The organism is Pseudoalteromonas sp. M8 (assembly GCF_018141365.1).
Lineage (GTDB): Bacteria > Pseudomonadota > Gammaproteobacteria > Enterobacterales > Alteromonadaceae > Pseudoalteromonas.
On the sequence record NZ_CP047240.1, the window covers coordinates 1,134,341 to 1,154,986 of the forward strand.

At 43.7% G+C, this 20,646-nt stretch carries 18 protein-coding genes and 11 tRNA genes; 9 read left to right on the forward strand and 20 right to left on the reverse strand.

Going from position 1 to position 20,646, the window contains the following annotated elements:
- Positions 1-2 precede the first annotated feature (2 nt).
- Both GSF13_RS09865 and miaB read right to left on the reverse strand, forming a co-directional pair.
- Positions 3-1,037 carry a PhoH family protein gene (locus tag GSF13_RS09865; RefSeq protein WP_211868072.1) on the reverse strand — a complete coding sequence of 345 codons (1,035 nt, stop codon included), beginning with the start codon at positions 1,035-1,037 and terminating at the stop codon, positions 3-5.
- Positions 1,038-1,091: 54 nt separating this feature from the next.
- Positions 1,092-2,525, reverse strand: coding sequence for a tRNA (N6-isopentenyl adenosine(37)-C2)-methylthiotransferase MiaB (gene miaB / locus GSF13_RS09870; protein ID WP_010607359.1), 1,434 nt, complete (start codon positions 2,523-2,525; stop codon positions 1,092-1,094).
- A gap of 230 nt (positions 2,526-2,755) precedes the next feature.
- Here miaB and GSF13_RS09875 point away from each other — a divergent pair, with 230 nt between their 5' ends.
- Positions 2,756-3,922, forward strand: coding sequence for an FAD-dependent oxidoreductase (locus GSF13_RS09875; protein WP_211868074.1), 1,167 nt, complete (start codon positions 2,756-2,758; stop codon positions 3,920-3,922).
- A gap of 317 nt (positions 3,923-4,239) precedes the next feature.
- Here the strand turns inward: GSF13_RS09875 and GSF13_RS09880 are convergent, their stop codons facing one another.
- The 18 genes from GSF13_RS09880 to lolB form a co-directional block, all read right to left on the reverse strand.
- A complete protein-coding gene (locus GSF13_RS09880; RefSeq protein ID WP_206471296.1) occupies positions 4,240-4,794 on the reverse strand; it encodes a hypothetical protein in 555 nt (184 codons plus the stop codon).
- A gap of 86 nt (positions 4,795-4,880) precedes the next feature.
- Positions 4,881-4,965: transfer RNA gene (locus GSF13_RS09885), tRNA-Leu, on the reverse strand.
- Between the two features lie 41 nt (positions 4,966-5,006).
- A tRNA-Gln gene (locus GSF13_RS09890) sits at positions 5,007-5,081 on the reverse strand.
- Positions 5,082-5,212: 131 nt separating this feature from the next.
- Positions 5,213-5,297, reverse strand: a tRNA-Leu gene (locus GSF13_RS09895).
- A gap of 9 nt (positions 5,298-5,306) precedes the next feature.
- Positions 5,307-5,383, reverse strand: a tRNA-Met gene (locus GSF13_RS09900).
- Between the two features lie 2 nt (positions 5,384-5,385).
- Positions 5,386-5,460: transfer RNA gene (locus tag GSF13_RS09905), tRNA-Gln, on the reverse strand.
- Between the two features lie 148 nt (positions 5,461-5,608).
- Positions 5,609-5,693, reverse strand: a tRNA-Leu gene (locus GSF13_RS09910).
- Positions 5,694-5,772: 79 nt separating this feature from the next.
- Positions 5,773-5,847: transfer RNA gene (locus GSF13_RS09915), tRNA-Gln, on the reverse strand.
- A gap of 162 nt (positions 5,848-6,009) precedes the next feature.
- Positions 6,010-6,094, reverse strand: a tRNA-Leu gene (locus tag GSF13_RS09920).
- Between the two features lie 41 nt (positions 6,095-6,135).
- Positions 6,136-6,210 (reverse strand) — tRNA-Gln (locus GSF13_RS09925).
- A 162-nt stretch (positions 6,211-6,372) separates the two neighbouring features.
- Positions 6,373-6,457 (reverse strand) — tRNA-Leu (locus GSF13_RS09930).
- A 267-nt stretch (positions 6,458-6,724) separates the two neighbouring features.
- Positions 6,725-6,801, reverse strand: a tRNA-Met gene (locus tag GSF13_RS09935).
- A 311-nt stretch (positions 6,802-7,112) separates the two neighbouring features.
- On the reverse strand, positions 7,113-8,204 hold the full coding sequence (gene ychF / locus GSF13_RS09940) for a redox-regulated ATPase YchF (RefSeq protein WP_010370435.1): 1,092 nt from the start codon (positions 8,202-8,204) through the stop codon (positions 7,113-7,115).
- Positions 8,205-8,300: 96 nt separating this feature from the next.
- Entirely contained in the window at positions 8,301-8,885 is a 585-nt protein-coding gene (gene pth, locus GSF13_RS09945; protein WP_010607356.1) for an aminoacyl-tRNA hydrolase, read from the reverse strand.
- A gap of 19 nt (positions 8,886-8,904) precedes the next feature.
- Positions 8,905-9,513 (reverse strand): 50S ribosomal protein L25/general stress protein Ctc, encoded by a 609-nt coding sequence (locus tag GSF13_RS09950; protein WP_010607355.1) that lies wholly within the window; start codon positions 9,511-9,513, stop codon positions 8,905-8,907.
- Positions 9,514-9,674: 161 nt separating this feature from the next.
- Entirely contained in the window at positions 9,675-10,622 is a 948-nt protein-coding gene (locus tag GSF13_RS09955) for a ribose-phosphate pyrophosphokinase (RefSeq protein WP_010370444.1), read from the reverse strand.
- 92 nt (positions 10,623-10,714) lie between these two features.
- A complete protein-coding gene (ispE, locus tag GSF13_RS09960) occupies positions 10,715-11,563 on the reverse strand; it encodes a 4-(cytidine 5'-diphospho)-2-C-methyl-D-erythritol kinase (RefSeq protein WP_211868076.1) in 849 nt (282 codons plus the stop codon).
- Positions 11,560-12,144, reverse strand: a complete 585-nt coding sequence (gene lolB / locus GSF13_RS09965; protein WP_157234650.1) for a lipoprotein insertase outer membrane protein LolB — start codon at positions 12,142-12,144, stop codon at positions 11,560-11,562. The genes ispE and lolB overlap by 4 nt, the downstream gene beginning before the upstream one ends.
- An 83-nt stretch (positions 12,145-12,227) precedes the next feature.
- Here lolB and hemA point away from each other — a divergent pair, with 83 nt between their 5' ends.
- From hemA to kdsA, 8 genes are all read left to right on the forward strand, one after another.
- A complete protein-coding gene (hemA, locus tag GSF13_RS09970) occupies positions 12,228-13,484 on the forward strand; it encodes a glutamyl-tRNA reductase (protein ID WP_069022217.1) in 1,257 nt (418 codons plus the stop codon).
- A gap of 7 nt (positions 13,485-13,491) precedes the next feature.
- Complete coding sequence (gene prfA / locus GSF13_RS09975) at positions 13,492-14,580, forward strand: peptide chain release factor 1 (RefSeq protein ID WP_010607352.1); 1,089 nt, start codon at positions 13,492-13,494, stop codon at positions 14,578-14,580.
- A complete protein-coding gene (gene prmC, locus GSF13_RS09980) occupies positions 14,580-15,422 on the forward strand; it encodes a peptide chain release factor N(5)-glutamine methyltransferase (RefSeq protein ID WP_211868077.1) in 843 nt (280 codons plus the stop codon). Before prfA ends, prmC begins: the two co-directional genes overlap by 1 nt.
- Before the next feature lie 47 nt (positions 15,423-15,469).
- Positions 15,470-17,011, forward strand: coding sequence for a response regulator (locus GSF13_RS09985; protein WP_102056258.1), 1,542 nt, complete (start codon positions 15,470-15,472; stop codon positions 17,009-17,011).
- An 8-nt stretch (positions 17,012-17,019) separates the two neighbouring features.
- Positions 17,020-17,394, forward strand: a complete 375-nt coding sequence (locus GSF13_RS09990) for a SirB2 family protein (RefSeq protein WP_029215915.1) — start codon at positions 17,020-17,022, stop codon at positions 17,392-17,394.
- 149 nt (positions 17,395-17,543) lie between these two features.
- A complete protein-coding gene (locus tag GSF13_RS09995) occupies positions 17,544-18,410 on the forward strand; it encodes a tetratricopeptide repeat protein (RefSeq protein WP_017217935.1) in 867 nt (288 codons plus the stop codon).
- 36 nt (positions 18,411-18,446) lie between these two features.
- A complete protein-coding gene (locus GSF13_RS10000; RefSeq protein WP_010607347.1) occupies positions 18,447-19,697 on the forward strand; it encodes a DUF819 family protein in 1,251 nt (416 codons plus the stop codon).
- A 10-nt stretch (positions 19,698-19,707) separates the two neighbouring features.
- The gene (gene kdsA, locus GSF13_RS10005) at positions 19,708-20,562 is read left to right on the forward strand and encodes a 3-deoxy-8-phosphooctulonate synthase (protein ID WP_010370475.1); all 855 of its coding nucleotides are present in this window, start codon (positions 19,708-19,710) and stop codon (positions 20,560-20,562) included.
- Positions 20,563-20,646: the final 84 nt, after the last annotated feature.

A 20,646-nucleotide genomic window follows, 5' to 3' on the forward strand; every position in this document is an offset into this window, starting at 1 on the left:
GTTTATTCCTCAGAAGGTTGCTGTTTCGCCTGATGCTTTTCAGCTTTAGCGAGACGCTCTTGTTCTTCTTTCTTCTCGTAGGCTTCGACGATACGAGCAACCACAGGGTGTCTAACTACATCGTGAGATTTAAAGAAGTTAAATGAAATCTCTTCTACATCATTGAGTACTTCTATCGCATGACGAAGTCCAGAGCGCGCACCACGAGGTAAATCGATTTGGGTGATATCACCGGTGATCACCGCTTTTGAATTAAAGCCAATCCGGGTAAGAAACATCTTCATTTGTTCAGTCGTGGTATTTTGGCTCTCGTCCAAGATAATAAACGCGTCATTGAGTGTTCGACCACGCATATACGCCAAAGGTGCAACTTCGATGACATTTTTTTCGATTAAGCGCTCAACTTTTTCAAAACCAAGCATCTCGAATAGGGCGTCATAAAGAGGGCGAAGGTAAGGGTCGATTTTTTGTGTTAAATCACCCGGTAAGAAGCCCAGCTTTTCACCAGCTTCAACTGCTGGACGAGTGAGGAGGATGCGACGTATTTCTTGACGTTCTAGCGCATCAACCGCTGCCGCAACAGCAAGATAGGTTTTACCAGTACCTGCAGGACCAACACCAAAGGTAATATCGTGAGTTAAGATATTTGCGACATATTGGCTCTGATTTGGGTTACGAGGCTTAACTACACCGCGACGAGTCTTAATATAGACTTCTTTGTCCCATACGGTTGGGGCGTCTTGTTCGAGTACGCTCGCTTCTGTGATGGCCAGATGAACCTGATCCGGTTCGATTTCTGTCATTTTTCCTTTCACAGGCTGAGTATCAACATATAGAGATTTTAGAATATCCACAGCTGCTTTTGCCGTTACCGCTTGTCCGGTCACTTTAAACCAATTGTCACGGTGCGCGATTTCAACTCCAAGGCGACGTTCTATTTGTTTTAGATTTTCGTCGAACGGACCACAAAGTGAAGAAAGGCGGTGATTATCTGCGGGTTCTAAGTAAATTTCTATATTCTTTATCTGATTACTCAAAATGTCTTCCTATAAAAATGACGCTAGCCGAAGCTAGCGCACAATTTAAAAATGCTAGGGGGTAAAAGTACCAACACCTAATTCATTAATTTCAGGTTCTTGTGGTGCTTTATTTAAGATATCCGACGGTTTTACGTCACGACGTAAATCCATTTCTGCTTCAGTACGGATAAGTTCACCACGTAACGAGTTTGGTAATGCCTCAGTAATACGTACATCGACGAATTGGCCGATCACTGAGTGTGGACCTTCAAAGTTTACAACGCGGTTATTTTCGGTTCTACCACGCAGTTCCATTGGATTTTTCTTCGATGGGCCCTCAACCAAAATACGCTGCTCGGTATCGTGCATCTTGCGACTGATATCCTGCGCCATTTGGTTGATACGGTTCTGTAGAAGATACAGGCGTTCTTTCTTTTCTGATTCTGCAACATCATCAGGTAAGTCGGCTGCTGGTGTACCAGGTCGCGCTGAGTAGATGAAACTAAAGCTCATATCAAAGCCGATATCATTAATCAGGTTCATCGTTGCTTCAAAGTCTGCGTTTGATTCGCCTGGGAAACCAATGATGAAATCTGAAGACATGCTTAGGTTCGGGCGGATCTTACGTAGCTTGCGGATCGTTGACTTGTACTCAAGCGCAGTATGACCGCGTTTCATAAGGTTTAGAATACGGTCTGAACCACTTTGTACCGGTAGGTGTAAATGGTCAACAAGCTCTGGCACATCCGCATAGGCTTCAATAATATCTGGTGTAAATTCAACCGGGTGAGATGTTGTATAACGAATACGGTCAATACCGTCAATTGCTGCAACGTAGCGAATTAAATCAGAGAAGTAACAAATTTCACCATCGTGCATTTCACCACGGTAAGCATTTACGTTTTGACCGAGTAAGTTCACTTCACGTACACCTTGCTCCGCAAGCTGAGCAACTTCAAGGATCACATCATCTAAAGGACGGCTTACTTCTTCGCCACGCGTGTACGGTACAACACAGAAAGTACAGTACTTAGAGCAACCTTCCATAATTGAAACAAATGCACTCGGGCCTTCAGCCTTTGGCTCAGGGAGGCGGTCAAATTTTTCAATTTCAGGGAATGAAATATCAACGACAGCACCTTCTTTGCTTTGCACCTGTTTGATCATCTCTGGCAGGCGGTGCAATGTTTGTGGGCCAAACACGATATCAACAAATGGAGCGCGCTGACGAATGGTGTCGCCTTCTTGTGATGCTACGCAGCCACCAACACCGATAACAAGATCAGGGTTTGTGTCTTTTAGTAGTTTCCAACGACCAAGTTGGTGGAATACTTTTTCCTGTGCCTTCTCACGAATCGAGCAAGTATTGAGTAGGATCACATCAGCTTGCTCAGCTTCTTCTGTAAGCTGATAGCCATTTGTTGAATCCAAAAGATCCGCCATTTTCTGGGAGTCATACTCGTTCATCTGACAACCCCAGGTTTTAATATGCAGTTTTTTACTCATTTAAATATTGCCTCGTTTACAACTCGGTGTTTAGCACTACGCGTTTCTCGTGCAGGCGATGCTGAATTGATATCATTATGCCTAAAGGACGCGTATTTTATATGACCTATCTTGTCTAGCCAAGTATAGATTTTAACTTTCAAAATGTGGATCAATACAGGGTGTTTTAAGCAAACATCTGTTTTTATATGCGTTACAATGCGCAAAGACTCAATTAAGTGGAATATGGCATGAAAAACAAGGCTCTGATAGTCGGTGGTGGCATGGTTGGTGCAGCGTGTGCTGTTAAGCTAGCGAAGCAAGGTGTTGACGTAACCATTATTGAACATTCTCCCATCTCACCTGATGCAATACTCGCAAGTGATAAGGTAGATATTCGCGTTTCTGCTATCAATCGCTTTTCCGAGCAGTTATTGGATGAACTCGGTGCTATGCCTGTGTTAAGAAGCTCCAGAGCCGCGGTTTACAAGCAGCTAGAAGCCTATGAGGATAAGCCTGGGCAATTGATATTTGATTGTGAAGCGCTAAACGCCTCGCACTTAGGCCACTTAATTGAGAATAACCTCATTCAAGCAGCATTGTGGCAACAGTTTGAGGAATTTGATATCAAAGTGGTTTCACCAGAGGGGATCCCAAAGCGCATTGTTCATAATGAGGATTCCGTGACGATTGAGTATCAAGCAGCATCCTTTACCACCGATTTGTTAATTGCAGCTGATGGTGGCCGTTCTATCGTCAGACAAATGAGTGGCATAGGCGTGACGGGGTGGCAATATGAGCAACATTGTATGGGGCTGCTGATTAAACTCGACGCGCCGCAGCAAGAAAAAACATGGCAGCAATTTAAGCCATCAGGTCCCATTGCCTTTTTACCTATGCAGTATCCGTATGCCAATCTGATTTGGTATGACAACGGCAATAAACTCAATTTACTTAAGCAACTAGATAAGCAGGCGCTAAAACAAGAAGTAAAAGCTGCATTTTTTGAGCTACCCGGTGACTTTGAGATTGAAGAAGTGGCGGTTTTTCCTTTAGCAAGGCAACATGCTAACCAATACGTGAGCGAACGAGTGGTATTAGTAGGAGATGCAGCTCATACCATTAATCCATTAGCAGGGCAGGGAGTAAATCTTGGCTTTAAAGACGTAGCGGCACTTGCCGAAGCGATTGAGGCAAAAGAAGATATTGGTGACAGCAGTGCACTACATCATTACGAGTCAAAGCGTAGAAAAGACAACCTTTTGATGATGAGTATGATGGATGCGTGTTATTTTGGCTTTTCGAATCAAGTAACACCGTTAAAGCATTTGAGAAATCTGGCGCTGAATGTGGCGAATAAAGCTGGGCCGCTGAAAAAAGAAGTGCTTAAGCACGCCATGGGAGGAGTTGGTTTTTAATCCTTGTTCTCTACACTGAGCGTGTTACACCAATTTACTTAACCTGAGGTTTGGATAAGGAATGTTCCAACTCATTGTTGCTAAAGCACAACTTAGTTTTTTCCTTGTCTAGCCAGCAAGATTTAGGGAAAACAAGGCGAATTTACGCACCAATAGCTGGCTATTGGAAGTGAATTCAACGCAGTTAGCGCTAAAACTGGCTGCTAGAAAGGCATTAATTATCCGCAGCTCAGGTTACTTAATTAAGTGATCTTTTTGAAGGAGCAAGTATTAAGATAAATTGGTATTACTGCACGCTTCATTATTTAGTGCCGAGATTATCTCATCAGTGTTAGCTTATCGACCACATACATCAATGTATTAATATCAAATTTTCCATCTAGCCTTAATAACCAATCACTGTTGGGCTGCAAAATGTAAGCAGTTTGAACCCCTGAAGGTCTGATAGAAGAAAAAATATGTTTTGCTCCGTGAGTAGCGGTAAATACATTTGCTTCGTCTATAACGCCAAGCTCAGCACTGACTTTCTGCATGTCTTCACTCTGTATATCAAACGTACCATTGAAAGCTCGTGTCATAAACTCAAGAGGTGTTAAATCGTACTTGTTAGGTAGACCAGCAAGCGCGGTAGCGCCAGTTATCCAGCTTAACGTTAGTTCAGAAGAGTTGTCGCGAATCACAACTGAGTAGGTATCGTTAATAAAAGTTTGAAATGAAACTTTATTTGCCTGCTCCGAGGGCTGACAGTAGCTAAAATGCTTGAGTGCTATTTCTATGTGTGATGGAGAGCAAATTGAGCTAGCCCTCGCTTCTACAAAGCTAGGTATACTGAAAATGATTAATGAAAATAAAAGAAATAAAGACTTTAGCACTTTCTTTCCTAACATGAAGAAAGTTTAAAAGTAACATTATAAAAATGAGCTAGGAATGAATAAAGAGGAAAGAAACTGTTACTAAATGGTGCGGAAAGAGAGACTTGAACTCTCACATCCGAAGATACTGGAACCTAAATCCAGCGCGTCTACCAATTCCGCCACTTCCGCACAGTAGAAATTTTATTTTTAGCTAACATCTCAAAAAGAGATGGCTGGAGTACCAGGATTTGAACCTGGGAATGGCGGGATCAAAACCCGCTGCCTTACCGCTTGGCGATACTCCAGCAATAGAGGTAAGTTCAAATCTTATTTAGCCCAGATTTGAGTTAGGCTACCTTACCGCTTCCACTTCGTGTCGAGACGATACCCAGCAATAGAGGTAAGTTCAAGCGTTTGAGTTCTACTTGAAAGAACATGGTGCGGAAAGAGAGACTTGAACTCTCACATCCGAAGATACTGGAACCTAAATCCAGCGCGTCTACCAATTCCGCCACTTCCGCATTTGTAAATGGTGGCTATGCCCTGATTTGAACAGGGGACCCCATCATTATGAGTGATGTGCTCTAACCAGCTGAGCTACATAGCCATTGGCTGGAGTACCAGGATTTGAACCTGGGAATGGCGGGATCAAAACCCGCTGCCTTACCGCTTGGCGATACTCCAACGAAAACTCAAATCTAACTTAAATTGTTGAACCCAGGATTTGAATCTGGGGGATGAGTGAGGGATCAAAACCTCTCTCTTCTCTGCCTTACCGCTTGGCGATACTCCAACGAAATAAAATCTTTTTGGGTTCTGATTTAAAAGAACATGGTGCGGAAAGAGAGACTTGAACTCTCACATCCGAAGATACTGGAACCTAAATCCAGCGCGTCTACCAATTCCGCCACTTCCGCATTTATTATCTAGAGTATATTGGAACCTAAATCCAGCGTCTATTTCAAGACATCTGCCAATTCCGAAACTTTAGAAATGTGGCTGGAGTACCAGGATTTGAACCTGGGAATGGCGGGATCAAAACCCGCTGCCTTACCGCTTGGCGATACTCCAACGAAAACTCAAATCTAACTTAAATTGTTGAACCCAGGATTTGAATCTGGGGGTGGATGAGTGAGGGATCAAAACCTCTCTCTTCTCTGCCTTACCGCTTCCACTTCGTGTCGAGGCGATACTCCAACGAAAATTTGATTGTTTTAGTTCCAATCGAGAACATGGTGCGGAAAGAGAGACTTGAACTCTCACATCCGAAGATACTGGAACCTAAATCCAGCGCGTCTACCAATTCCGCCACTTCCGCACAGTAGATATTTTATTTGTAGCTAACATCTCAAAAAGAGATGGCTGGAGTACCAGGATTTGAACCTGGGAATGGCGGGATCAAAACCCGCTGCCTTACCGCTTGGCGATACTCCAACGAAAACTCAAATCTAACTTAAATTGTTGAACCCAGGATTTGAATCTGGGGGTGGATGAGTGAGGGATCAAAACCTCTCTCTTCTCTGCCTTACCGCTTCCACTTCGTGTCGAGGCGATACTCCAACGAAAATTTGATTGTTTTAGTTCCAATCGAGAACATGGTGCGGAAAGAGAGACTTGAACTCTCACATCCGAAGATACTGGAACCTAAATCCAGCGCGTCTACCAATTCCGCCACTTCCGCACATCTTTTAGCATTAGTTATTGGAACCTAAATCCAGCGTCTATATTAAGACAACTGCCAATTCCGCACATCTTTTGGCATTAGTTATTGGAACCTAAATCCAGCGTCTATATTAAGACAACTGCCAATTCCGCCACTTCCGCACATCTTTTAGCATTAGTTATTGGAACTTAAATCCAGCGTCTATATTAAGACAACTGCCAATTCCATTACTTACGCATATTTTTTGCGACAACAAATCGATGAGTTTTGGTAGTAGTTAAAGCATGGTGGCTATGCCCTGATTTGAACAGGGGACCCCATCATTATGAGTGATGTGCTCTAACCAGCTGAGCTACATAGCCATCTCTTTAACTTCTCATCATCGCTGATGCGGGGCGTATTATGCGTATATGCCCCCAAGCCGTCAACACCTTTTTTGCAAAAAATCTGCTAACACAGTTTGTTTGCAGATAAATTAAGCGAAACGGCTTGTTTTTATATCAAATCATGCGGGGCAATTGCAAATTTTTAACAAAACCTGTGAATTTTTATTCCTTTGAAGTCTATAACTTACTCTGAAGAAGCAAGGTACTTATTTGATTAAAAAGCAGAGTTGATAAAACTAAAAAGGAGCCGAAGCTCCTTTTATTGAAATAGCGTGTAGTAACTATAGTTACACATTAAATAAGAAGTTCATCACATCGCCATCTTTTACGATGTATTCTTTACCTTCTTGACGCATTTTACCTGCGTCTTTCGCACCAGATTCACCACGGAACTCGATATAATCATCAAAGCCGATAGTCTGTGCACGAATAAAACCACGCTCAAAGTCTGTGTGGATTTTACCAGCAGCTTGAGGTGCTGTCGCGCCAACAGGGATAGTCCATGCACGTACTTCTTTTACGCCAGCTGTAAAGTAAGTTTGCAGTTTCAACAACTCATAACCACCACGGATCACACGGTTCAGGCCCGGCTCTTCTAAGCCTAAGTCATCCATAAACTCTTTCTTATCTTCTTCTTCAAGTTCAGAAAGTTCAGCCTCAATTGCTGCACATACAGGGATCACAACCGCGTCTTCTGCTGCTGCAATTTCACGTACTTTGTCTAGGAATGGGTTGTTTTCAAAGCCATCTTCGTTAACATTGGCGATGTACATAGTTGGCTTGATCGTTAAAAAGTTTAGGTAGCTTATTGCTGCCGCTTCTTCTTTATTTAGCTCAAGTGAGCGAAGCGTTAAGCCTTCGTCCAAGTGCGCTTTTACTTTTTCAAGTACAACAAGTTCAAATTTCGCGTCTTTATCGCCGCCTTTCGCTTTCTTCGCGTTACGTAAAACCGCGCGATCAGCAGTATCCATGTCTGCAAGTACCAGCTCAGTGTTGATAACATCAATGTCTTCAGCAGGATCGATTTGACCAGCAACGTGAACGATATTTTCATTTTCAAAACAGCGAACTACGTGACCGATAGCATCCGTTTCACGGATGTTTGCCAAAAATTGGTTACCTAAACCTTCGCCTTTTGAAGCGCCTTTTACCAAACCGGCAATATCCACAAACTCCATTGAAGTTGGGATAGTACGCTGAGGATTTACAATTTCAGCTAGCTGGTCAAGACGAGCATCTGGTACTGGTACTACACCGGTATTCGGTTCGATAGTACAGAAAGGAAAGTTTGCGGCCTCAATGCCCGCTTTAGTCAACGCATTAAATAAAGTAGATTTACCTACGTTAGGTAAACCAACAATGCCACATTTAAAACCCATAGTGTTTATTCCTAAATTTCTACCGTATTATCTCAAGCACGCATCATGGCGAACGAGAAGCTTAGGTATTACTCAATCAATCGCAGCAGTGAACTGTTACGGTTTAAATGAATGTAGTCGATTTTGCGCTTTTAACACACCGTCTTTTGCGAGTATTTCCATACATCGGACTGCTTCATCCACAGCGGCATCAATTTTCTCTTGATCAGCTTGTGGTGCTTTGCCTAAAACCCACCCCGTGACTTTGTCTCTATGTCCTGGGTGACCAATACCAACGCGCAATCGCATAAATTCTTTGTTATTTGCCATTTTAGCGATTATGTCTTTTAAGCCATTGTGACCACCGTGACCACCACCTTTTTTGAGTTTGGCGATACCGGGTTCTAAATCCATTTCATCGTGAGCAACAAGAATACTCTCGACGGGGATCTTATAAAAATTGGCAAGACTCGCGACCGCTTTACCACTTAAGTTCATATAAGTCGTAGGGATCAGCAATTTAAACTCTTGATTATTGATGAGCACTTTGCCGGTGAGGCCGTGATGTTTAGCGTCTGGTTTTAGGAGGCAGTTGTATCTTCTGGCTAGTTCTTCGATAAACCAAGCGCCAGCGTTATGACGGGTGTTTGCGTATTCGGGGCCTGGATTTGCCAGGCCCACAAGCATTTGAATATTATTCAAGGTGTTAACACCTGAACAATTACTCAGCTGCGTCTTCAGCAGACTCTTCAGCAGGAGCTGCTTTAGGAGCGTTTACTGAAACAACCGCTTGGTCGTGATCTGCACCTTTAGCAAGTTCAACTGAAACAACGCCAGCTGGAAGCTTGATATCAGATAGGTGTAGAGTTTCGCCAACAGCTAGAGTCGCTACGTCAACTTCGATGAACTCAGGAAGTCTTGCTGGAAGACAAGTGATTTCAATTTCAGTTAGTTGGTGAACGATAGTGTTGCCACCTTTAGTTGCTTTCTCTTCGTTGATGAAGTGAACAGGAACTTTAGTGTGAAGCTTTTGAGAAGCATCAACGCGTTGGAAGTCTAAGTGAGTGATCTTAGGCTTGTACGGGTGACGTTGCATATCTTTAAGAATTGCTTCAACAGACTCACCGCCAATGTTTAGCGTTAGGATGTGAGTGTAGAAACCTTCGTCTTCTTGCGCTTTCAATACTTTGTTGTGATCAAGAGTTAGTGAAACTGCATCTTTACCAGCACCGTATAGGATTGCAGGAACTTTGTCAGCGCGACGTAGGCGGCGGCTCGCACCAGTACCTAGGTCAGAACGTACTTCAGCGTCTAATTTGTATACAGACATGGATGTCTCCAAAATAATTTAAGTTAATGTGTCAGAGAGCTCGCGACCAAGCTCCCTGCCTAAAAAAGGCGCGCCAATATACCACTAACGCACCTGCAATGAAACCTATAAAACAAAAAAAGCACCAGAGGTGCTTTTTGGCTAATCAGTTTTGGTGCCGATTAGTGTTGAAACATCGCAGAGATTGACTCTTCGTTGCTGATACGGCGGATAGTTTCGGCCATCATATCTGCAAGTGTTAGTACTTTGATGTTATCAAGCGCTTTCAATTCATCAGAAAGTGGAATTGAATCAGTCACGATAACTTCATCGATAACTGAGTTGCGTAGATTTTCCGCAGCATTGCCCGAAAGTACTGGGTGGGTTGCGTAAGCGAATACGCGTTTTGCACCATGCTCTTTAAGTGCTGCTGCTGCTTTACATAAAGTACCGCCTGTATCTATCATGTCATCGACAATGATACAGTCACGACCAGCAACATCACCAATGATGTGCATAACTTGAGAAACGTTAGCCTGTGGACGACGCTTATCAATGATCGCTAGGTCTTTATCATCTAACAGTTTTGCAATCGCACGAGCACGAACCACACCACCGATATCAGGTGAAACTACTACTACATCTTCGAACTTACGCTCTTTCATGTCTTCGATTAGCACTGGGCTACCGAATACATTGTCAACAGGTACGTCGAAGAAGCCTTGGATTTGTTCTGCGTGTAGGTCAACGGTAAGAACACGGTCAACACCTACGCTTGAAAGGAAGTCTGCAACAACTTTAGCAGTAATTGGAACACGAGCAGAGCGCACACGGCGGTCTTGACGTGCGTAACCGAAATAAGGAATAACGGCTGTGATACGACCAGCAGATGCACGACGTAGCGCATCAACCATGACGATTAACTCCATTAAATTATCATTTGTAGGAGCACATGTTGATTGGATGATGAATACATCTGAACCACGAACGTTTTCGTTGATTTGAACGCTAATTTCACCGTCGCTAAAACGGCCAACAACGGCATCACCTAACTCAATAAACAAACGTTTTGCAACTTTTTGAGCTAGCTCAGGTGTTGCGTTACCAGCGAAGAGCTTCATGTCGGGCACGGTAGGGTTCCTCAGGCACTGAATTTTTTGGACTAACATGCAATGACCATGAAATAAAAAAGTCAAAACAAGCTAACTTAAACAATTTACTTCTAGTTTTGCCAAGCGCGCAATTGTCGATGACAAATTGACTCACTTGTATTTTGGGCAATAAAGCCCTGCCAAGATGAAGGTAGAGTTTCGAGCACACGCAGCGCTGCCTCACGATTTTCAAACTCCGCGAAACAACAAGCTCCAGTACCAGTCATTTTGGTTGGTGCATATTTTAGCAACCACGCGAGGGTCTTTTCAACCTCGGGGTAAAGCTTTTTGACAAGAGTTTGACAGTCGTTGCCCGTATCCGAGAGTTTCCAACCGCTTTTTAGCTTAGGCGTATTGCGTGGTAAATCTGGGTGAGTAAAGACTAACGCGGTGCTGACATGAACGGGTGGGGCAACCACCAAATACCATTTTTGCGCGATGTCAATTGGCTCAAGTTGCTCGCCAACGCCGTGGGCTACAGCTGTTTTACCTTCAACAAAAACAGGCACATCGGCACCTAGTTGGAGGCCGAGTTTTGCAAGTTCTGGAATAGTAAGCTGACATTGCCACAGCGTATTGAGTGCCAATAAAGTTGTCGCGGCATCGGAGGAGCCACCACCAACACCTCCACCCATGGGAAGCCGTTTATTTAACTGAATATCGACACCAGCAGTTATTTTTTTATAGGGCTCAAGAATTTTGGCGGCTTTATAAATGAGGTTATCTTCAAGTGGAATACCTGCGGTGTCACCACAAATGACGATTTCCTGCTGGTTACTGGTTAGCGTATATGCTAATTCATCACCAAAATCTAAGAAAGTAAATAAAGTTTCTAGTTCATGGTAGCCGTCTTCTCGACGGCCATTGATATGCAAAAAAAGATTTAATTTTGCCGGAGCGCTTAGCGTCAATGTCTTCATTTAAACTGCCATGAAGTGATTAATACTTTGACCTCAATATTGGTCGACGAGAGTTTCATGCGGCTAGGCAGCCACATTCCGTCTTGCATTTTATATTGTTGATAGGTGATTTGCCACACTCGGCCAGATGGGCTTTGCCACTGTGCATTGCTTATTCTGCCAAGATCATCAAGTTCACTGGCTGGTGCTTCAACTAAGCCCGTTAGCCATTGAGGGGCTTGATTGACCGGAAGAGAGAGACCACTTAAACGCTTAACCAAATCGCTACTGTCCATGCCTTTATGGACATTGTCTTCAAAGGTCAGCTCCGAATGTGTGTCTAATTCTTCTAGTTCGAATATGCGGGTGCCAACAAAGCTGGTTAAAATCAGATTTTGTTTATCTTCTTTTAAATACCAATTAAAGTTAGCTGATTGACGATTGTCTGGGGCAATAAATGCAAGTTTACCTCTCGCTTGCCAATTTTTTTGTTGTTTTAGCCTAGATTGCCAGTCTTGTGCTACGTTTTGCTGAGGTAATTGTTGCGCACAACCGGTTAAAATTAATAAAAATATGAGTAAAATCAAATGAAGTTGTCTCAAAGGCCTTTCCTTACTTTCCATATTCGATTGATTTTTGGTAAAATTGCCGGCTTTAAAGCAGGGCTCGAGCAATACTGGCATCTATGACCATCATCGCACTTGGTATCAATCACAAAACCGCGTCTGTAGAATTACGTGAAAAAGTGGCGTTTTCTCCAGAACAGCTTACAGAAGCATTGCACCAACTCCAACATTCTTCGCAGTTTAAAGAATCTGTGATTGTGTCGACCTGCAATCGAACCGAGATCTATTGTAGCCTTGAGTCTGCTGATCCCCAAGCACTACTCGGTTGGTTGTCAGATTTTCATAACATAGAGCAACGAGACTTAACAGAAAATGTCTATGTGCATATGAATCAGGATGCGGTGAACCATTTAATGCGAGTTGCCTGCGGTCTTGATTCATTGGTGTTAGGTGAGCCACAAATTCTTGGCCAAATTAAACAAGCTTTTAGTACGGCCAAACAACACCATGCAATTCAGCCAACATTTGAGCGTTTATTCCAAAAAACTTTTTCGGTGGCGAAGCAAGTGCGCACCGAAACCGATATTGGTGCAAGTGCTGTCTCAGTGGCGTATGCCGCTGTTAATTTAGCAAAGCATATTTATGGTCAATTGGATAAAACTCAGGTCTTGTTAATTGGTGCCGGTGAAACAATAGAGTTAGTTGCTAAACACTTATCGCAGCATAATCCAAAGTCAATCACAGTCGCGAACCGCACAATTGAGCGCGCACAAAACCTAGCAAAAGAAGTTGGCGGTAGTGTTATTTCACTGGCACAGTTGCCAGATGCGCTACCAAGTGCAGACATTGTTATTAGTTCAACTGCGAGCACCTTACCAATTATCGGTAAGGGAGTGGTCGAGCAAGCGCTTAAAAAACGTCGCCATAAACCAATGTTATTTATCGATATCGCGGTGCCTCGCGATATCGAAAGCCAAGTGTCAGAGTTGGATGCCGCTTATCTTTATTCAGTTGATGACCTTCAGGCGATAGTCAATGAAAACTTGGCCAGTCGTGAACAAGCGGCCATTGAAGCGCAGCAGATCATCGATGTACGCACGCAAGAGTTTTCCGAGTGGCAACGTTCGCTGCATTCAGTGGATGTGATTAGGCAGTATCGCCAAAGCGCGCAAGAAATTAAAAATGAGCTCGTGGACAAAGCAATAAATCAGCTACAATCGGGCAAAGAAGCAGATAAAATTATTATTGAATTAGCAAATAAGCTGAGTAATCGACTAACACACGCACCAACACGCGCCATTCAAGAGGCTGCGAAAGAAGGCGATATAGATAAGTTAGCGCAACTCAAGCAAACATTAGGTATTGAGCAGGAATAACGTGTAAATGAAAGAGTCTGTATATCGTAAGTTAGAAACCTTAGTAGAGCGCTATGAAGAAGTTCAAGCGATGCTAAGCTCGCCTGAGGTGATTAGCGATCAGAACCGCTTTCGCGCCTTGTCAAAAGAGTTTTCAGAATTGGAAGACGTAGTTAAAGCGTTTACAGCCTACCAACAGGCTCAGGAAGACGTCGCAACTGCTGAAGAAATGCTAAAAGACTCAGATCCAGACATGCGTGAAATGGCACAGGAAGAGTATAAAGAAGCAAAAGCTGCCATTGCTGCGCTTGAAGATGACCTTCAAGTATTGATGTTACCCAAAGATCCAAAAGACAATAACAACGTATTCTTGGAAGTGCGTGCGGGAACCGGTGGTGATGAAGCCGCGATTTTCGCTGGTGATTTATTCCGTATGTATAGCCGCTATGCAGAAACGCAAAAGTGGCGCGTTGAAATCGTGAGCGCTAACGAAGGCGAGCACGGTGGCTATAAAGAAGTTATCGCTAACATTAGTGGCGACGGTGTCTATGGCAAGCTTAAGTTTGAATCTGGCGCTCACCGTGTACAACGTGTGCCTGAAACGGAATCTCAAGGCCGTGTTCACACCTCTGCATGTACGGTTGCCGTGATGGCAGAGATCCCAGAGGCAGAAGCAATTGAAATTAATCCATCTGACCTAAAGGTGGATACTTTCCGTGCTTCGGGCGCAGGTGGTCAGCACGTAAACAAAACCGATTCTGCTATTCGTATCACTCACTTGCCGACAGGCGTTGTGGTTGAATGTCAGGACGAACGTTCACAACATAAAAATAGAGCGAAAGCGCTGTCTGTACTAAGTGCGCGCTTACAGCAAGCAGAAGATGAAAAACGTGCAGCAGCAGAAGCTTCTGAACGTCGTAATCTAGTAGGTAGCGGTGACCGCTCTGAGCGTATTCGTACTTACAACTTCCCGCAGGGCCGTATTACCGATCACCGTATCAACTTGACGCTATATCGCCTTAATGAAGTGATCTCCGGTGAGTTGGGTGCTGTTATCGATCCGCTGGTTATTGAATATCAGGCTGATCTATTAGCAGCAATGAGCGAAAGCGATTAATGCCAACACTTAACATTGCCCAAGCCGTTGCTTGGGCAACCTCTGAGTTGTTACCACACTCCGAGTCAGCAAAGCTCGATAGCGAAGTGTTATTACTCCATGTTATCGATAAAAACCGCACTTATCTCTTTACTTGGCCCGAAGCTGAGCTTTCTGCACTAGAGCAGCAGCAATTCGAAGAATGTATTGCACGCCGTGTTACGGGAGAGCCTGTCGCACACATCACAGGTCAAAGAGAATTCTGGAGCTTGCCTTTAAAAGTGAACAACAGCACGCTTATTCCAAGGCCTGATACTGAGACTCTGGTTGAGCATGTTTTAACTCTCAGCATGCCAAATGACGCTCAGGTGCTAGACTTAGGCACAGGTACTGGCGCGATTGCACTGGCGTTGGCGAGTGAATATCCAGCTTGGCAAATCACCGCAGTAGATGCTTCAGCAGACGCCGTGGCGCTTGCAAAGTCTAATCAATCTCAGTTGGGCTTTAAGAACGTGTCGATTTTGCAAAGTGATTGGTTTAGCGCAGTTGCAGAGCAACAGTTTGATTTGATTGTGAGTAATCCACCTTATATTGATGAAGCCGACCATCACTTATCACAAGGGGATGTGAGATTTGAGCCGCTCAGCGCGCTGGTCGCAGATGACCATGGCTATGCGGATATTTTTCATATCATCAGGACGGCTAAGCAACATCTGAACTCGGGGGGATATTTGCTACTTGAACATGGCTTTGAGCAAGCAGATAAGATCCAACAGTTTTTTGCAGAAATGGCGTATATTAATATACTTACAATAAAAGATATGGCAGGGTGTGATAGAGTGACGTTGGCAATGTTGCCGTAAAGTCACGAACTCACACGAAAGTTAGGCGCTTCAATAGGATCCGCAATATGGATGATTTTTTGTTTTCAGACGAACCCGCTGACGTAGTTGAACCTGAAAAAGTAGGCACTTGGAAGGTTATTATTGTCGATGATGAGCCCGAAGTGCATGCAGTGACAAAATTAGCACTGAGTGACTTTGAGTTTCAAAAAAAGCGTCTGGAATTTATTAGCGCTTATTCGGGTGAAGAAGCAAAGAAAATCGTCGATGCCAATCCCGATGCTGCGGTGGTATTGTTGGATGTTGTCATGGAAACCGACGATGCTGGCTTGCAGGTCGCAAAATACATTCGTGAAACCGCCAAAAACAATCATATCCGTATCATTTTAAGAACTGGTCAGCCGGGCCAAGCGCCTGAGCGCCAAGTTATCGTGAACTACGATATCAACGACTATAAGTCAAAAACAGAACTCACCGCGCAAAAGCTCTTTACTGTCGTCATGTCGAGTTTACGTTCATATCGTGACATTCTCGCCATCGATCAATCAAGACAAGGGCTTGAGAAAATCATTAAAGCCTCCCGTGATATTTTTGCTACTCACTCAATTGAGAGTTTTATTGAGGGGGTGTTACAGCAACTTACTTCGCTGATAGGTACGGTCGACCAAGCTATGTATGCAACGTCACTTGCGGCCGGTAAAGAAGCTGGCCAAACGAACGATCAACTGGTTGTATTTGCAGGGCGTGGAGAGTTTGAAAGTAGCGAAGGTAAGCCGATTTCTGAAGTGCTTAGCAGCGATCAAATGGATGCCTGCTTAAAAGCACTACAAGATAAAGACATTGTATATAAAGACAATTATCTATTTGCCTATTGCTCCAGTGACTATAACCACGCCTCAATGCTATTTGTGTCTGGTATTCCTGAATTCTTAACCGAAACTCAGCGTCATTTAATCGATATTTTTGCCCAGAATATGCAATTGGCGTACGAAAATGTACAGCTACAAGCCGAGATTGAAGATACCCAGCAAGAACTGGTGATCCGTTTAAGTGAAGCGCTTGAGCTTCATTCCACAAATACCGGCAATCATGTTAAGCGCGTTGCATATCTTTGTCATACGCTTGCCAAAGAAATGGGTCTTTCTGATAAAGAAGCTGAGCTGGTGAAAATGGCGTCACCACTGCACGACGTGGGTAAAGTTGGTATTCCTGACGCGATTTTAAATAAGCCTAGCAAGCTGGATGACGAAGAGTGGAAAGTCATGCAAACCCATACAGACAAAGGCTTTGACTTGTTAAAAGACTCTCGCCGTGAGATTGTCAGTGCGGGCGCACTAATCGCTCGTGACCACCATGAAAAATGGGATGGCAGCGGTTATCCGAAAGGTAAAAAAGGCGATGAAATACACCTTTATGGTCGCATCGTAGCACTAGCTGATGTGTATGATGCGTTACGCCATAAACGTTGCTACAAAGAGGCATGGAGCCAAGAAGATGCACAAAAAGAGATTACTGCGCAAAAGGGAAAACACTTTGACCCCAAACTCGTGGATGTATTCAACCGTTGTATTAATGAGTTAGAATTGATCCTACAACGTTTCCCTGATTAGAGAATAATATGGATTACATGGCGTTAAAACATACGCACTTACTATTTGTGGTATTGAGCATAGTGCTTTTTTACACTCGCGCGTTTTCGCGTTTGGGTTCAGGTAAATTAGCAACAAACAAAGGCGTGTTTATTACCAGCCACAGCGTAGACACTTTGTTGTTAGTTACAGCGGTCATTTTGGCGGTAACTGCGGGGCTCAATCCTGCACAACAACCTTGGCTACTACAAAAAATCGTATTGGTGTTTGGTTATATCGCATTGGGCTTTGTAATTGCAAAAGCAAGTGTTAAAAAGACCAAATATTTGGCGCTAGGCGCTGCAACATTGGTACTAATGGCCATCGCGCACCTCGCCGTGAGCAAACAAGGCTTCTTTGCTTAACCATTTCAATTGGCGCTTGGTTTATCACCGAGCGCTCCTATATCTCCATAATAAGTAAACATTTTTACTATTTCAGCGAACGATAGATTGGTATTACTAAATTTCCCCCCTTGGGAATATGACAAAAAGTGGTAAACTAGTCGTTCTAAATGAAAGCAATTCAAGAGAAACCGAATTCTATGAAGAATGATATCTGGTTAGATGAGAATGACTTATCTCTCGATGACAATTCAGATGCATTTTCCTATCCGCCATTGATCCGTTGTATCAAGGCTGAGCAAAGTTGGGATGCACAAGCTGACACCAATGAAACTTTGTGTCAGTTAGCAGAGCTTGAATTTGCCGTGGATGAAATTCGCCATAAGCATACAAACAATCATAAATGTTTGGATGAAATCTTAGACGCTTTTTATACCTTGTGGCTATTCAGTGGTAGCAGTCAAAAGGTGCCTGAATATAAGCTCAATAGCGTTTGTTACGCACTTTCTATGCGCAGTGGTACCAATACCGCACTGGGTCTTGTTTTAGTGCATCTGCTTGAACGAGCGAAATTAGAGGCCAGTCTTGCCCTAAGCCAAGGAGAGATTGTCGTACACGTCGCTTTTAGCGAGGAAGAAGGTTATGTCATTGAGCCAAGCTCAGGCCATCAGAGCTGGTACATAATTCCAGAAAACGAAAACAACCAAGACAAAGAGCAAGAAAAAGACCAAGAGCCGATGGAGCTTATTTTTAACGAAGAGTCGTTAAAGCTTTATTTGTCTCAGCAAAAATGGGCGTTTATTGCGGCAGAAAAGTTTGGTCACGCGCTAAGTTGCGTCGAGCAATTGATGGATATCTTAGGCGATGATCCTTATGAACGTCGTGATAGAGGCTATCTACTCAACCAATTAAATTGTCCGAAGATGGCAAAAGACGACTTACAATTTTTTGTTGATGAATGTCCGGACGACCCAACCATTGAAGTGATCCAGCATCAGATCAAAGAGTTGGCCGATCATAATAATATTTTGCATTAAAAATAGTTATATAAAAAATAATAACAGCGAGGATTTATGGAGCAAAGCGCTGCGCTCGTTACCAATAACGCGGTAATTATGGGCCTATTGGCCGTTATTCTGGGATTTGTTTTTTACACATCGAGTCAAAAAAGCGGAGTTTGGGCAAAGTTTTACAAGTACGTGCCAGCGCTGTTGATGTGTTATTTCTTACCATCTCTGTTAAATACCTTTGGTATCGTTGATGGCAACAATAACGATGTTTACACGGTAGCAAAGTATTATCTGTTACCCGCTTGTTTGGTGCTATTGACACTGAGTATTGACCTAAAATCGATAGCGGCTTTGGGTAAAAAGGCGATTATCATGTTCCTAACGGGAACGGTGGGTGTGGTGATTGGTGGCCCAATTGCGCTTTTACTTACTGCTACCTTTATGCCTGAGCTACTAGGTGTAACTGGCCCAGAAGCTGTATGGCGTGGTATGGCCGCGCTTGCAGGAAGCTGGATTGGTGGCGGTGCCAATATGGTGGCGATGAAAGAGATTTACGGCGCAGGCGGAGAAATCTTCACCATCATGGTAACGGTTGATATTGTTGTCGCAAACTTGTGGATGGCGTGCTTGCTCTATATGGCGGCGCGTAATAAAGAAATTGATGCGCGAACCGGGGCGGATACTTCTTCAATCAATCGCCTAATTGACAAAGTACAAGCATTTGAAGCCGAGCACGCAAGAAAACCCGAGCTCAAAGATTTGATGATCCTAGTTGGTTTTGCTTTTGGTGCTACGGGGCTTGCGCATTTTGCTGCGGATCTACTGGTGCCATTTTTTAGTAGCAATTACCCAGAGCTGAAGAAGTTTTCTCTTCATAGCAAACTGTTTTGGATCATTGTTCTCGTTACGACCATTGGTCTGGCACTTTCGTTTACCAAAGCACGTCAATATGAAGCGGTTGGCGCGTCAAAAATTGGCTCGAGCTTTTTATATATTTTAGTAGCAACCATTGGTCTACACATGGATATCACCAAAATTGTTGAGGCGCCTAAATACGTCGTTATTGGTGTTATTTGGATGGCCGTGCATGTTGGTTTGTTATTTATCGTTGCTAAATTAATTAAAGCACCTGTGTTTTATGTTGCTGTTGGCAGTAAAGCAAACATTGGTGGTGCGGCATCTGCGCCGGTGGTGGCCTCGGCGTTCCACCCAGCACTTGCTCCAGTCGGTGTGTTACTGGCAGTGCTCGGTTATGCCCTTGGTACTTATATGGCTTGGTTATGCGGACAATTGCTTCGTGTAATAGGCAGCTAAAGGATAAAAAATGAATACAGATATTATTAACGTTGCGGGACGAGAAGTCGCAAACGATAAGCCGTTTGTCCTGTTCGGTGGAATGAATGTGCTTGAGTCTCGTGACTTAGCAATGCAAATCGCAGAGCATTACGTTGAGGTCACAAGTAAACTTGGGATCCCATACGTATTTAAAGCGTCATTTGATAAGGCTAATCGCTCGTCAATTAATTCTTACCGTGGCCCTGGCATGGAAGAAGGCTTAAAGATTTTTGAAGAAATCAAAAAGACCTTTAATGTACCGGTTATCACCGATGTGCATGAGCCATTCCAAGCAAAACCCGTTGCGGAAGTTGCTGATGTGATCCAGTTACCTGCGTTTCTTGCCCGTCAAACTGACTTAGTTGTCGCTATGGCAGAAACTGGCGCGGTGATCAACGTGAAAAAACCACAGTTTTTAGCGCCACATGAAATGCGTCATATCATTAAGAAAATCAATGAAGCGGGCAATGACAAAGTTATCCTCTGTGAACGCGGCAGCAGCTTTGGTTATAACAACCTGATCGTAGATATGCTGGGCATGGATGATATGAAGCGTATGGCTCCTGTTATTTTTGATGCGACACATGCGCTACAGCGTCCAGGTGGTCGTAGCGACTCTGCCGATGGCCGCCGTGCTCAGGCTGCTGAACTTGCTCGTAGCGGTATGGCACTTGGGTTAGCTGGACTTTTTATTGAAGCGCATCCGAATCCAAATGAAGCTAAGTGTGATGGTCCTTGTGCATTGCCATTGGCTAAACTTGAAGGCTACCTACAACAGATGAAAGCGGTAGATGAGCTAGTTAAGAGTTTTGCGCCACTGGACACCAGCGCAGCTGATTTATAATCTATACCCAAGCGACCTCATAATTAGATGTTGTTTGGGGATTTTACTTGCCCGCGGTTAGCGGGTTTTTTATAGGCATGAATG

Bases quoted from the DNA above. Each gene is read 5' to 3' on its own strand.
- ispE (WP_211868076.1), bottom strand. From the start codon at position 11,563: ATGAAGACATTGACGCTAAGCGCTCCGGCAAAATTAAATCTTTTTTTG.
- GSF13_RS09950 (WP_010607355.1), bottom strand. From the start codon at position 9,513: ATGTCTGTATACAAATTAGACGCTGAAGTACGTTCTGACCTAGGTACT.
- prmC (WP_211868077.1), top strand. From the start codon at position 14,580: ATGCCAACACTTAACATTGCCCAAGCCGTTGCTTGGGCAACCTCTGAG.
- prfA (WP_010607352.1), top strand. From the start codon at position 13,492: ATGAAAGAGTCTGTATATCGTAAGTTAGAAACCTTAGTAGAGCGCTAT.
- GSF13_RS10000 (WP_010607347.1), top strand. From the start codon at position 18,447: ATGGAGCAAAGCGCTGCGCTCGTTACCAATAACGCGGTAATTATGGGC.
- GSF13_RS09985 (WP_102056258.1), top strand. From the start codon at position 15,470: ATGGATGATTTTTTGTTTTCAGACGAACCCGCTGACGTAGTTGAACCT.
- hemA (WP_069022217.1), top strand. From the start codon at position 12,228: ATGACCATCATCGCACTTGGTATCAATCACAAAACCGCGTCTGTAGAA.
- GSF13_RS09875 (WP_211868074.1), top strand. From the start codon at position 2,756: ATGAAAAACAAGGCTCTGATAGTCGGTGGTGGCATGGTTGGTGCAGCG.
- ychF (WP_010370435.1), bottom strand. From the start codon at position 8,204: ATGGGTTTTAAATGTGGCATTGTTGGTTTACCTAACGTAGGTAAATCT.
- miaB (WP_010607359.1), bottom strand. From the start codon at position 2,525: ATGAGTAAAAAACTGCATATTAAAACCTGGGGTTGTCAGATGAACGAG.
- GSF13_RS09990 (WP_029215915.1), top strand. From the start codon at position 17,020: ATGGATTACATGGCGTTAAAACATACGCACTTACTATTTGTGGTATTG.
- GSF13_RS09995 (WP_017217935.1), top strand. From the start codon at position 17,544: ATGAAAGCAATTCAAGAGAAACCGAATTCTATGAAGAATGATATCTGG.
- kdsA (WP_010370475.1), top strand. From the start codon at position 19,708: ATGAATACAGATATTATTAACGTTGCGGGACGAGAAGTCGCAAACGAT.